This is a genomic window from Pseudomonas sp. 1152_12 (assembly GCF_052850675.1).
In genome coordinates this window covers 1-12,772 of record NZ_VXCW01000015.1, presented here as the reverse complement: position 1 = coordinate 12,772, position 12,772 = coordinate 1, and the positions used below count along the sequence as shown (strand labels likewise).

Here is a 12,772-nt window from a genome sequence, read left to right as displayed (position 1 = left end):
AAATCCTTCTGACTAAGCATCCTGCAAGGCATCAACCTGATCTGATGTGATGACCATGCGGCTGTACCTCTGTGAAAAACCCTCCCAGGCCAAAGATATCGCGGCCGTGCTCGGCGCCAGCCGGCGCGGCGACGGTTGCTGGTTGGGCAGTGGCGTCACAGTCACCTGGTGCATCGGCCACCTGCTGGAAACCGCCCCGCCCGATGCCTATGACGTCAAGTACAAACGCTGGGTGCTGGCCGACCTGCCGATCGTCCCGGAAAAATGGAAGATGCAAGTCAAGCCCAAGACCGCCAGCCAGTACAAGGCGGTCAAGCGTTTACTGGGAGAAGCTCAAGACCTGGTGATCGCCACCGACGCCGACCGTGAGGGCGAGATGATCGCCCGGGAGTTGGTCGAGCATTGCCGTTATCGCGGGCCGATCCAACGATTATGGCTGTCGGCGCTGGATGACGCCTCCATTCGCAAAGCCCTGGCCGCGCTCAAACCGGGCGCCGAAACCTTCAGCCTGTATCACTCGGCCCTGGGTCGCTCCCGTGCTGACTGGCTGATCGGCATGAACATGAGCCGCCTGTTCACCTTGCTTGGGCGCCAATCCGGCTATCAGGGCGTTCTGCCGGTGGGCCGAGTGCAAACGCCGACCTTGCGCCTGGTCGTAGACCGCGACCGCAGCATCGCCGATTTTGTGCCAGTGGCTTACTGGGCCATCGATGTCGACCTGCGCTCCGAGCGCATGACCTTCACCGCTCAATGGCGCGCCGCTGAGGATGCGTGTGACGACCAAGGCCGCTGCCTCAACCCGCAGTTGGCCAAGGATGCTGCCGACGCAATGCGCAATGCCGCCAGCGCGCGGCTGGTTAAGCTGCGCACCGAGCGCATGCGCGAGGTGGCGCCCCTGCCCTTCGACCTCGGCACGCTGCAGGAAATCTGCTCCAAGAAACTCGGACTCGGCGCCCAGGAAACCCTGGATATCGCGCAATCCCTTTACGAAACCCACAAGGTCATCACCTACCCGCGCAGCGATTGCGGCTACTTACCGTTAAGCCAGCACGTTGATGCGCCGACGATTTTGGCCGCGTTAGGCCACGCCGATCCGGCAGTGAACGCGCTGATGCCGCATATCGACCCCCAACGACGTTCGCGAGCCTGGAACGACGCCAAAGTCAGCGCGCACCACGGCATCATTCCCACCGGCGCTGGCAAGGACGTCGGGCAGCTCACCGGTAAACATCGCGCGGTCTACACCCTGATTCGTGCGCGCTACCTGGCGCAGTTCCTGCCCAACCATGAATACGATCGCACCCAGGCGGATTTCGACTGCGCAGGCCAAGCCTTGCGTGCGGTAGGCAAAGTCATCATCGAACCCGGCTGGAAACGCGCCTTGCCTGAAGCGCTGGCACCCACCAAAGGTCGCGAGGCACCCGCGCCGCAATCCTTACCGACGCTGGTGCAGGGCCAGGATTACACAGTGGACAAGGTCAACCTCAAGGACCTGTGGACGCAGCCGCCCAAGCCGTTTACCGAAGGCGACCTGATCAAGGCGATGAAAAACGTCGCCAAGCTGGTGGAAGACCCACTGCTCAAGCAAAAACTCAAGGACACCACCGGCATCGGCACCGAAGCGACACGCGCCGGGATCATCCAAGGTCTGTTGGATCGAGGTTATCTGGTGAAGAACGGCAAGGCGCTGTCAGCGACTGCGGCGGCGTTCAGCCTGATCGACGCGGTGCCACGCGCCATCGCCGACCCGGGCACCACCGCGATCTGGGAACAGGCACTGGACATGGTGCAGAGCGGTGAAATGAGCCTGGAGGAGTTTGTCTCCAAGCAGGCGGCGTGGATGAGTAAGCAAGTGGCGCGCTGCAATGGCATGCGCATGACCATCACCGGCCCGGCCAGTCCCGCTGGCCGAGGCGCCACACCGTGGAAAAACAAACGCAAGGCCGCGCCCCGAAAGGCTACAGGCGCGCCCAAGCGGGCAAAAAAGCCGACAAACGCCGGGTAAAACGTTGAATAAATCCAGGGAATGACGTTTTTCGACGGGTTTAATGCCGCTTTGGGCCTTGTTCCGGCGTGGGCCGTCTAGGATTCTTTAGGGACCTGCTGACTACCTAAAAACAACACCGGAGTGGCCGTCATGAAAACCGTCGCACAAATGCTCAAAGCCAAGGACCAGAAAAACCAAGAGGTCCACACCATCAAGTCGCACCAGACGGTGATGGAGGCATTGATCCAGATGGCAGCCAAAAACGTCGGGGCCTTGCCCGTCGTGGACGAAGGCAAAGTCGTCGGCGTGATCAGTGAACGCGACTACGCACGCAAGCTGATCCTCAAGGGCCGGTCTTCCGCGACAACCGCCGTGAGTGAAATCATGAGTTCGCCGGTCATCACGGTCGACAAGCACCAAAGTGTCGAAAAGTGCATGAACATCATGACGGACGGTCACCTGCGCCACTTGCCGGTGGTTGAAGATGGCAAGCTGATCGGCCTGCTGTCCATTGGTGACTTGGTGAAAGAAGCGATTGCCGAACAGGCTGACCTGATCAAGCAACTGGAGCAGTACATCCGCGGCGAATAGGGGCCCCCATGCTCGACACGCTGGAACATCAAGAAGACCATCTCGACACCCTGTACCGGGCCTTGGCTGAACGGCGCTTAGTGGTACTGACCGGCGCGGGAATCAGCACGTCGTCGGGCATCCCGGATTACCGCGACAGCGAAGGCGTGCGCCGAGGCAAAGCGCCGATGATGTACCAGGAGTTCCTGGCCACCCCACACGCGCGGCGCCGTTACTGGGCGCGGGCAATGCTGGGTTGGCCGCGGGTGCGCATTGCACAGCCGAACAAGGCGCACCTGGCACTGGCGACGCTGCAGCAACGCGAGCACATCAATGGGCTGATCACGCAAAATGTCGACACCTTGCATGATCAGGCCGGCAGCCATGATGTGATCGAACTGCACGGCAGCCTGCATCGGGTGCTGTGCCTCGATTGTCAGCAACGCAGCGAGCGCGATGTGATCCAGCGGGTAATGGAAGATCAAAACCCGTACCTGGCCGGTGTCGATGCTGTGCAGGCGCCCGATGGCGATACGCTGCTCGATCCAGCCTTTGAAGAGCGCTTCCAAGTCCCCCACTGCCCGCACTGCAACGGTCAACGGCTGAAACCGGACGTGGTGTTTTTTGGTGAAAACGTCGCCCAGCCAACGGCGGCCAAAGCCATGGCTGCAGTTCAGAACGCTGAGGGCTTACTGGTGGTTGGCTCCTCGCTGATGGCCTACTCGGCGTTTCGCCTGTGCAAGGCGATGGTGGCGCAAGGCAAGCCGGTCATTGCCATCAACCTGGGCAAAACGCGCGGGGATGAGCTGTTGCAGGTGAAGATCGAGGCGTCGTGTGAGCGGTTGTTGCCGTTGCTGGTCGAGCGATTGGGGTAAATACCCAAGCTACGTGTGGAATACAGCTTGTGGTTGCAAGCCCGCTCGCCACGGTAGCCTAAACACCCCCAAAGAAACTTTTCGCACTTGACCTGCACCTCCAAAAAATGACGCCTAAGTCACGTTTTTCCGCATTCTCCCGTCCCCACTGCGATTTATGTAGTGCTATAAAAAAAATCACTACATAACCGTTGACGTAACCTTTTTGTCCTTGCATTATCGAGACGTCTCCCGGATCGGGAGCGTTGGTAACAAGCGTTTTGAACAAGCTCGTCTGACCGCCGAGCTGTTTTTTCCGGATGTGCACTGCCCATAAGGCAGATTGATGAAGCTGACCGGCCCGCAAGGATCGGTACAAGGAGCTCAAAGGCTACTTGTCTTCGTTATGAAACCATTGCGTAGCAGTTCATCAGCAAGACTACATGCATCAGGTTCAAGACCCTGCCCGTATTCGGCAGACAGTCGCTGACGCCCGATTTTCGCAACCGCAGACATACGCAGTTTTAACGAATCAACTGATAGATCGCCAACTGGTCAAGGGGCTTACACATGAATTTGAACAACCAACCTACTATTGATGAATTGGCTGAGATGTTCGCAGCGCAGAAAGACACACTCGACGACCATATTCTGTGGATTGGTAAATCGGGTGAAGTCAACATTGACTGCCTGGCGCCCCATACCGAAGAAGCCGAGTTCGACCGCAATCACCGTGAACTGGCGGCGCGCCTGAAGATGTACCGCCGCGGCCAGGGTTATGTTGGTAAGAAAGCGGCTGCCGATCGCAACTTTATCGAGCAAGTTTTCCACACACTTAATACCGAATGGCAGAACCTCAAAGGCCAATCGCAGGTAAAAGTGATTGATAGATACTTCTGATCACTGCGCATTAAACATTTAAGCCCGCTTGTTTATTCAAGCGGGCTTTTTAATACCCAGCTTTAATTAACTTTATATTAAAGCCGGAAACCGGCCCTGCCCTGCTTCATCGCGGAAAATATCAAACAACACCTGCGCTGCTGCCGACAGTTCATGCCCGGGTTTTGTCAGAACTCCAATTGGCCGCTCGATGACCGGGTCGGTCAAGGTGATGCACTGGGCGCCCGCTTCCTCCATCTGCCTTGCACACAGTGCCGGTACAGCGCTGACGCCCAGACCACTGGCGACCATCTTGCCTACCGTTGCCAACTGATGGCTTTCGAGCGCCACCGGCAATTTCATCTGCAAGGCGCCCAGGTGCTCTTCCAGCATGACTCTGACTGTGGAGGGCCGCTGCAAGGTAATAAACGGCTGCGCCAACAAAGTCTTCCAGTCGATTTCGGTACGCTGAGCCAAAGGTGAATCACCCGGCACTACCGCAACAAACCGGTCCAGGTACAACGGCGTAAATGCCAATGAGGAGCCTTCGGACGGTTCGAACGCCACGCCCAACTCCACCTGACGGTCGCGGACCATCTCCAGCACCTGCTCGTTGATCAGGTCATGCACCGTCACGTTCACCTGAGGGTAACGTGCGCGGAATATCTTCAGGATCGGCGGCAGCAAATTGCCCGCAAACGACGGCATCGCCGCCACCGTAACCCGACCACGCTGCAGGGTGAAGCGCTGACGCAGTTCATCCTCGGCATTGTCCCAATCGGCGATCAAGCGACGCGCCAATGGCAGCAACGACTCACCTTCAGGCGTCAGCGCGACATTGCGCGTGTTGCGGCTGAACAAGCGACCGCCCAAGCCTTCCTCCAACCCCTTGATGGTCAAGCTAAGCGCCGACTGGGAAAGGTGCAGACGCTCACAGGCGGCGGCGAAACTCAGGCTCTGGGCCACGGCGAGAAAGGCACGCATCTGTTTGACGGTCATGAGGCTGCTCCGGAGGACGGGTCGACTATGCTGTTTTCTAAATCAATCAACCTTAAAAAACAACTTAACAAATCAATCCGTCGGCGCAACACTCAAGGCATTGGCTGGCCCACAAACAATAAAAGAGGTGCATATGGCAGGTTTCGATAAACGCGTGGCGTCCTACGAAGAAGCGCTGGCAGGCCTGGAAGACGGCATGACCGTGCTCTCCGGTGGTTTTGGTCTGTGCGGCATCCCGGAAAACCTCATTGCCGAGATCAAGCGCAAAGGCACCCGCGACCTGACCGTGGTTTCCAACAACTGTGGCGTCGACGGTTTTGGGTTGGGTGTGCTACTGGAAGAAAAACAGATCAGCAAAGTGATCGCTTCCTACGTCGGTGAAAACGCCCTGTTCGAGAAGCAATTGCTCAGCGGCGAAATCGAAGTGGTGCTGACCCCTCAAGGCACCCTGGCGGAAAAAATGCGCGCAGGCGGTGCCGGCATTCCGGCCTTCTTCACCGCCACCGGCGTCGGCACCCCCGTCGCTGAAGGCAAGGAAACCCGCGAATTCAACGGCCGTCCGTATCTGATGGAAGAGTCCATCACTGGCGACTTCGCTATCGTCAAAGGCTGGAAAGCCGACCACTTCGGCAATGTCATCTACCGCCACACCGCCCAAAACTTCAATCCGCTGGCCGCCACCGCAGGCAAGATCACCGTCGTCGAAGTTGAAGAAATAGTCGAACCGGGCGAGCTGGACCCGGCGCATATCCACACCCCAGGGATTTACGTCGACCGGGTCATTTGCGGCACCTTCGAGAAGCGCATCGAACAGCGCACCGTCCGCAAATAATCCGTCAGCCCAAATAATAAGGAGACAATCAATGGCGCTCACCCGCGAACAAATGGCTCAACGCGTCGCCCGCGAAATGCAGGACGGCTTCTACGTGAACCTCGGCATCGGCATTCCAACCCTGGTGGCCAACTACATTCCAGAAGGCATGGAAGTGATGCTGCAATCGGAAAACGGCCTGCTCGGCATGGGCCCGTTTCCGACCGAAGAAACCATCGACGCCGACATGATCAACGCCGGCAAGCAGACCGTGACCGCGCGTATCGGCGCCTCGATCTTCTCCTCCGCCGAATCCTTCGCAATGATTCGCGGCGGCCACGTCGACCTCACCGTGCTGGGCGCATTCGAAGTAGACGTTCAGGGCAACATCGCTTCGTGGATGATCCCCGGCAAATTGGTCAAAGGCATGGGCGGTGCCATGGACCTGGTGGCGGGCGCGGAAAACATCATCGTGATCATGACTCACGCGTCCAAGGACGGGGAGTCCAAGTTGCTCAGCCAATGCAGCCTGCCGCTGACCGGCGCCAAGTGCATCAAGCGTGTATTGACTGACCTGGCTTACCTTGAAATCGAAAATGGCGCTTTTGTCCTCAAGGAACGCGCACCTGGCGTCAGCGTTGAAGAGATTGTGAGCAAGACCGCCGGTAAACTGATCGTCCCGGACCACGTTCCAGAAATGCACTTCCAGTGAGGACAGATTCCATGCAAGACGTCGTGATTGTTGCTGCCACCCGCACCGCCGTGGGCAGCTTCCAGGGTTCGTTGGCGAACATTCCGGCACCGGAATTGGGCGCCGCCGTCATCCGTCGCCTGCTGGAGCAGACCGGCCTGGAACCGGCTCAAGTGGATGAGGTCATCCTCGGCCAAGTACTCACCGCAGGCAGCGGCCAGAACCCGGCGCGCCAGGCGTCGATTCTGGCTGGCCTGCCCCACGCCGTGCCCGCGTTGACCCTGAACAAAGTCTGCGGCTCGGGCCTCAAGGCCCTGCACCTGGGCGCTCAGGCGATTCGTTGTGGCGACGCGCAGGTGATCATCGCCGGCGGCATGGAGAACATGAGCCTGGCGCCGTACGTGTTGCCCGCTGCACGCACGGGTTTGCGCATGGGCCACGCCAAGATGATCGACAGCATGATCACCGACGGCCTGTGGGATGCGTTCAACGACTACCACATGGGCATTACCGCCGAGAACCTGGTGGACAAGTACGGCATCAGCCGTGAAGCGCAGGACGCTTTTGCCGCCGCATCCCAGCACAAAGCCACTGCGGCAATCGAGGCCGGACGTTTTGTCGATGAGATCACCCCGATCCTGATACCCCAGCGCAAAGGCGACCCGGTGGCCTTCGCCGTGGATGAACAGCCGCGCGCCGGCACCACTGCAGAGTCACTGGCCAAGCTCAAGCCCGCGTTCAAGAAAGACGGCAGCGTCACCGCCGGCAACGCTTCGAGCCTCAACGATGGCGCCGCTGCGGTGTTACTGATGAGCGCCGACAAGGCCAAGGCCCTCGGCCTCCCCGTTTTGGCGCGTATCGCCAGTTACGCCAACGCCGGCGTCGACCCGGCCATCATGGGTATCGGCCCGGTCTCGGCCACCCGCCGTTGCCTGGACAAAGCCGGCTGGAACCTGGGCGAGCTGGACCTGATCGAAGCCAACGAAGCCTTCGCCGCACAATCTTTGGCGGTGGGCAAAGAGCTGGAATGGGACGCCGACAAGGTCAACGTCAATGGCGGTGCCATCGCCATCGGCCACCCGATCGGCGCATCAGGCTGCCGCGTACTGGTGACCCTGCTGCATGAAATGATCAAGCGCGATGCCAAGAAAGGCCTGGCGACCCTGTGCATCGGTGGCGGTCAGGGTGTCGCCCTCGCCCTCGAGCGCATCTGATTTAAAGAGCAACATGAGAAAAGGCCCGATTCCACGAAAAATCGGGCCTTTCCTTTTTGCACGGTATCCCTGAAAAACCACGGTTGATCTCCATTACTAGTCAGTCCAAGGCACCGCAAACACCGCGTTCGCCCGCGCAACTACCTTTTCCCCCACCTGCAAGCTCACTGTCGCGAACGCCATCTGCCGCCCTCGCTTATGATGCTCCAATCGCACCACGATCCATTCCCCCACCTGTACCGCCCCGAGGTAATCCAAGGTCATACTCGCGGTAATCAACGGCAACGGCGGCTCACTGGAAAACGCCATCGCATAGCCCATGCCGATGTCCGCCAGGGTCGCCAACACCCCGCCATGCACAGTGCCGCGCCCATTGGCATGGCGGTTGTCGGCGCGCAGGCCGATTTCCAGCTGAAGGCCTTCGCCCCGACAATACGCCGGGCCTAGCAAGTCAAGAAGCGGGCTACTGCGTGGCAGCGAGACAAACCCTTCGGGCACAGCGTGAGCGATCATGGCGAATTCTTCCTTGGAGTAAGGCCTGAGGTGTACGCCTGACCCCACGCGGCGGCCATCACCATCAGTCACGCAAATCCTGCGCGATCCTTTGCGTAAATACGCCAGACCCGATTTAATCGCGCTTAATTTCCCGAGTACATCCCAAGGAACTGCAATGCGCCACTTGGACGGCACACCAAAACCACTTCTTCTGATCTTGTTGGCCTGCCTGGCCCTGGCCGGTTGCTCGCCTAAGGAGCACGCTCGCGCCACAGCGATCAACGGCGAACAAGGCCGCGCGGGCGCGCAATTGGCCTATGAGCATGAGCTGACCCTGGCGCTACCCGGCACCCTGCTTGCACCGCGCATGCAGGCAACGCGAGAAGCCTGTGAATCGGCCCGCTTCGGCGCCTGCAATATCCTGGGCATCACCGAAGATGGCAACGGCGGCGAGATCATCCTGCGTATTGCGCCCACCGGCGTAGAGCCGATGGTCGCCCTGGCCGCCGAAGGTGGAAAGCTCGGCCAGCGCATCACCACCGCCGAAGACCTGGCCGACGCAGTCGCCGATGTGCGCCGTCGCCAGGATCGCTTACAGGCCCAGCAGCAACGCCTCGACGAGCTGGCCAAGCGCAAGGACATCACCGTCAGCGACCTGATCGCCTTGAGCAAGGAACAAGCGAGCATCGAAAACGAACTGCAGGAACTCGCCCAGGTCGCCGCTGGCCAGCAGCGCCGCCTTGATACCAACCGCGTGACCCTGAACTTCCGCTCCTCCGATGGCGCGAACCAGCCGTCACGCTTCAGCCGGATGTTCAGCAACCTGGGCGACAACCTGGTGGACGGCACGGCAGACGCTATGGAACGGGCCAGTTATGTGTTGCCGTTCGTGATCCTGGCGTTCCCGGTGGTGTGGCTGTGGGTGTGGGTATGGCGCCGCTTTGTTGTGGCTGGCCGGTCTGGTGTGGCGAGCGGGCTTGTCGAATCGTCGCACCGCCCGCGTTGGGCTGCGAAGCGGCCCCAAAACCAGACGCCGAGTGATGACTGACAGAACAAGCCCGCTAGCCACAGGGAGCCCGCTCGCCACGATGATCAGCGCTTCATACAGCGCTGATACCGCTCATCCACGCGCTTGGCAAACCAGGCTGTCGTGAGTTTGCGAGTGATCTTCGGGCTCTTGAGCACGATGCCCGGCAAAATCGCCCGTGGCATCGGCTTGCCCGCAGCTTTATCCGCCAGTGCATACACGCGTTTGTAGAGGGTGGTTTCCTCAAAGTCCAGTTGCTCGCCCTTCTCCAACTGGCTGCGGATGCTGGGGTTGCGCATGTCCAACTTGGCGCCCAGGGAGCGCACCGCCAGCTCGGTGGTGCCCGGCAACAATGAGCCATAACGAATCAAGTCCCCATCTAGCGCCAGCTCGGTACCGGTGACACGGCTGACGGCAGCCTGGAACGCGGCGTTGCGGCTGGCGTACCAACCAGCGTTGAAGTCAGCAAAGCGGTATAACGGCTGGTCATAATTGACCGGGTAGCCCAGCAAGTGGGCGATACCGAAATACATGCCGCCGCGACGCGTGAAGACCTCCCGGCGAATCGTGCCATCGACCGTGTAGGGATAACCCCGCGCCTGTTTCTGCGCAAAGTCGATGCTAACCTGCATGGGGCCTGCGGTATGCACCGGGTTGAAACCGCCAAACAAGGTATTGCCCAAGGGCACCACGCTGATGAAATCGTCAAAGATCCCACTCAGGTCCTTCTCCGTGCGTGCAGCTTTCAAGCGATCGGCGTAGGACTTGCCCGTGGGCGAACGTAATTGTAAGGCGCTACGTACCACAAACGCGGGCACATGCACCGAGCCGGCGCGCCGCAGGATTTCATCCTGGGCGATCTTGCCCATGTTTGGCACCGCAGGGTCAACCTGGTACGTGGACTCTTGCTCGGTCACCGCCAGTACGGCGCAGATATTTTCGGTGCTGGGGTAGATCTTCTGGGTGTCAAAGGCGGTGTAGATATCCTGGGCCCAGCCTTTACGGTCCGGTACCGATGCCGGTAGCAGCCGCACAATCTGCGCGGTCACCTCGGCCTCGCTGCGCTCCGGCTGTTGCGGGCTGCGTGAAGTGGAGCAACCGGCCAGCACCAGTAACGTGGTGAGGCACAGCATCAGGCGGCTTGAATACATGGGGTTTCCTTGGCTAACGACGGGCCAGCATTGCGGATATCGACAGGTAAGTCTAACCGGGGTTCGCCGACATGCTGCACTCGCCAGCCGCAAACTAACGTGACAGGATCTGTCATCGACCATTCCTACAAGGAGTTTGAATGCCATGCTCAGTGTGAACTTCTTCGTCACCTGCCTGATCGTCGTGCTGATCCCCGGCACCGGTGTGATCTTTACCGTGTCCACCGGCCTCACCGCCGGCAAGCGCGCCAGCGTGTTCGCCGCGCTGGGCTGTACGGCGGGCATCCTGCCCCACTTGCTGGCGTCCGTGCTTGGCCTTTCGGCGCTGCTGCACACCAGCGCGTTGGCGTTTGAAGCACTCAAATATGCGGGCGTCGCCTACCTGCTCTACCTGGCCTATGCCACCTGGCGTGATCGCTCGGCCTTCACCATGAATGACGCCCCCACCGCAGCCACCGCGCGCAGCCTGATACTCCGGGGTTTCCTGTTGAACATCCTCAACCCCAAACTGACGATTTTCTTCCTCGCCTTTCTACCCCAGTTCGTCACCCCAGGCAGCACCGCGCCCGCCGTGCAGATGCTGGTATTGAGCGCAGTGTTCATGGCGATGACGTTTGCGGTTTTCGTGATCTATGGCCTCCTGGCTAATGGCTTCCGCCGCGCCGTGATCGAGTCACCACGGGTGCAGAACTGGCTGCGCCGTAGTTTTGCGGCAGCCTTCGCAGGATTGGGGTTGAATTTGGCGTTTGCGCAGCGCTGACAAGGACTACCGAAACGTCCCACATGACAGCGGGATAAGCTCTACAGGTACCGCCTGAAAACCTCTGCAAAGTCCTTCGCCTGATCACACAGTGCGAGGGATTGCAGATGGTTTTTTTCGTTAAAGCTCCGTTTGTCGGAGCTGTCTTTTGATCGCCGCCACCAGCCAAACCATTGGCCTTCTGGTGCTGGCAGCCATGGATTCAAAGACGCGAGACGTCGAATCCGTTCTCAGCGATTTCAAACACTGCCTCAATACCTACGACACCTGGGCCGAAAGCTTCTTCAGCTTTTCGGCGCTGGATGTCGAGCAGGTATTCAAAGTCGGGGATGAAGTGGCGCTCGTCGCGCCGATTGATCGCTCTATCCTGCCCAGCAGCACCGTTGCAGCGTGCAAACAAGACGGCACCTTGACTTTGGTGCATATGTTCCAGAGTGCTCGATTCGTGCCCATTGGCAACACGCCCGTGGTGTTGCAACGCATCGACCCCAACGGTGGCCCGCTTGGCGACCCCATCCATAAAACCATCGGGCCCAGCGGCATTCTGCAAATCACCGAGTGTGATCGCAATCAGAAGTACCGCGTCAACTTCTACCCCAACGTTTCCAAAGAGCACTTCAAGGCGCTGTATGCCTCCTATCAGTCGGTCATCGAGCCGCTGGAGGGATGGCTGCGCGGCGAGTGGAACGGCAGGTTCGCGCCGCTGTGGAAGAGCTACGCCGAAGCTAACTACCTCAAACGCTACCTCTCGCTGCACCAGGCCTATGCCAAAGGGTTTGGCGATGCACTGACCTCGCTTTGGGACAAGGTCAAGGAGCTGGTTGAGTGGCTGGCGCACCCATTGGCGAACGCCGAAAAACTGCTGCACTACCTGACCCAGGCCGAACTCGAAAAACTGCTCAAGGTCAGCGCCGAAACCCTCGCCAAAGGCCTGCTGGTACTGAGCGATGACCCGCTGCTGTTCATCTACTTGGCGGCCATGGTCAGTTGGATGCGGATGATGCCGCCGCCGTATATGAACGAGTTGCTGGGGTCGATCAGCGCCGAAGTGCTGATCAACCTGTTGCTGGGCCTTGCCGGTGGTGGGATGGGTATTGCGCTACGCATGAGCACCAAGGTGCTGGGCGGCATCAAGTCTCGCCGTGCGCGCGAGTGGCTGGAACACATGGCCAGCCAGTTCAGCAAATCTCGCCTGGATGCTCATGTTGAGGCGGCTAAGCCGATATTACTCGGCGGGCCGGCGACTTCGATCAACACGGTGCCGGTTGTACCGTTGAAGGCTGGGGATCAGTTGGTCTCAAACCCGGTGCCTGCGGTTCGCAGCAAGAGGCAAC

12 protein-coding genes and 1 pseudogene are annotated in these 12,772 nt (G+C 59.6%); 10 read left to right on the top strand and 3 right to left on the bottom strand.

What is annotated here, in order from left to right:
- Window positions 1-55 precede the first annotated feature (55 nt).
- The 4 genes from FW764_RS23800 to FW764_RS23785 all read left to right on the top strand — a co-directional run bounded on the left by FW764_RS23800 (window position 56) and on the right by FW764_RS23785 (window position 4,311).
- Window positions 56-2,005, top strand: coding sequence for a DNA topoisomerase III (locus FW764_RS23800; RefSeq protein ID WP_446436015.1), 1,950 nt, complete (start codon window positions 56-58; stop codon window positions 2,003-2,005).
- 132 nt (window positions 2,006-2,137) lie between these two features.
- Window positions 2,138-2,578, top strand: a complete 441-nt coding sequence (locus FW764_RS23795; protein WP_446436014.1) for a CBS domain-containing protein — start codon at window positions 2,138-2,140, stop codon at window positions 2,576-2,578.
- Between the two features lie 8 nt (window positions 2,579-2,586).
- The gene (locus tag FW764_RS23790) at window positions 2,587-3,432 is read left to right on the top strand and encodes an NAD-dependent protein deacetylase (protein WP_446436013.1); all 846 of its coding nucleotides are present in this window, start codon (window positions 2,587-2,589) and stop codon (window positions 3,430-3,432) included.
- A gap of 549 nt (window positions 3,433-3,981) precedes the next feature.
- Window positions 3,982-4,311 carry a hypothetical protein gene (locus FW764_RS23785; protein ID WP_083359164.1) on the top strand — a complete coding sequence of 110 codons (330 nt, stop codon included), beginning with the start codon at window positions 3,982-3,984 and terminating at the stop codon, window positions 4,309-4,311.
- 72 nt (window positions 4,312-4,383) lie between these two features.
- Here the strand turns inward: FW764_RS23785 and FW764_RS23780 are convergent, their stop codons facing one another.
- The gene (locus tag FW764_RS23780; RefSeq protein ID WP_446436012.1) at window positions 4,384-5,289 is read right to left on the bottom strand and encodes a LysR substrate-binding domain-containing protein; all 906 of its coding nucleotides are present in this window, start codon (window positions 5,287-5,289) and stop codon (window positions 4,384-4,386) included.
- A gap of 133 nt (window positions 5,290-5,422) precedes the next feature.
- On the opposite strand from FW764_RS23780, the gene FW764_RS23775 reads away from it, so the two are divergent.
- The 3 genes from FW764_RS23775 to FW764_RS23765 are packed head-to-tail and all read left to right on the top strand — an operon-like array spanning window position 5,423 to window position 8,005.
- Window positions 5,423-6,121 (top strand): CoA transferase subunit A, encoded by a 699-nt coding sequence (locus FW764_RS23775; RefSeq protein ID WP_017135012.1) that lies wholly within the window; start codon window positions 5,423-5,425, stop codon window positions 6,119-6,121.
- Window positions 6,122-6,152: 31 nt separating this feature from the next.
- Window positions 6,153-6,812, top strand: a complete 660-nt coding sequence (locus tag FW764_RS23770; RefSeq protein WP_017135011.1) for a CoA transferase subunit B — start codon at window positions 6,153-6,155, stop codon at window positions 6,810-6,812.
- Between the two features lie 11 nt (window positions 6,813-6,823).
- Window positions 6,824-8,005, top strand: coding sequence for an acetyl-CoA C-acetyltransferase (locus tag FW764_RS23765; protein WP_446436011.1), 1,182 nt, complete (start codon window positions 6,824-6,826; stop codon window positions 8,003-8,005).
- Window positions 8,006-8,101: 96 nt separating this feature from the next.
- On the opposite strand, the gene FW764_RS23760 is transcribed toward FW764_RS23765, so the two are convergent.
- On the bottom strand, window positions 8,102-8,518 hold the full coding sequence (locus FW764_RS23760) for a PaaI family thioesterase (protein WP_446436010.1): 417 nt from the start codon (window positions 8,516-8,518) through the stop codon (window positions 8,102-8,104).
- A 157-nt stretch (window positions 8,519-8,675) separates the two neighbouring features.
- Here FW764_RS23760 and FW764_RS23755 point away from each other — a divergent pair, with 157 nt between their 5' ends.
- Window positions 8,676-9,548, top strand: a complete 873-nt coding sequence (locus FW764_RS23755) for a DUF4349 domain-containing protein (RefSeq protein WP_446436009.1) — start codon at window positions 8,676-8,678, stop codon at window positions 9,546-9,548.
- A gap of 44 nt (window positions 9,549-9,592) precedes the next feature.
- Here the strand turns inward: FW764_RS23755 and FW764_RS23750 are convergent, their stop codons facing one another.
- Window positions 9,593-10,678 (bottom strand): DUF1615 domain-containing protein, encoded by a 1,086-nt coding sequence (locus FW764_RS23750; RefSeq protein ID WP_446436008.1) that lies wholly within the window; start codon window positions 10,676-10,678, stop codon window positions 9,593-9,595.
- A gap of 145 nt (window positions 10,679-10,823) precedes the next feature.
- Between FW764_RS23750 and FW764_RS23745 the strand changes: the two genes are divergently transcribed.
- Together FW764_RS23745 and FW764_RS23740 are read left to right on the top strand one after the other, a co-directional pair.
- The gene (locus FW764_RS23745; protein WP_446436007.1) at window positions 10,824-11,438 is read left to right on the top strand and encodes a LysE family translocator; all 615 of its coding nucleotides are present in this window, start codon (window positions 10,824-10,826) and stop codon (window positions 11,436-11,438) included.
- Between the two features lie 196 nt (window positions 11,439-11,634).
- Window positions 11,635-12,772 (top strand): annotated as a pseudogene (locus FW764_RS23740) (type IV secretion protein Rhs); the annotation flags it as partial.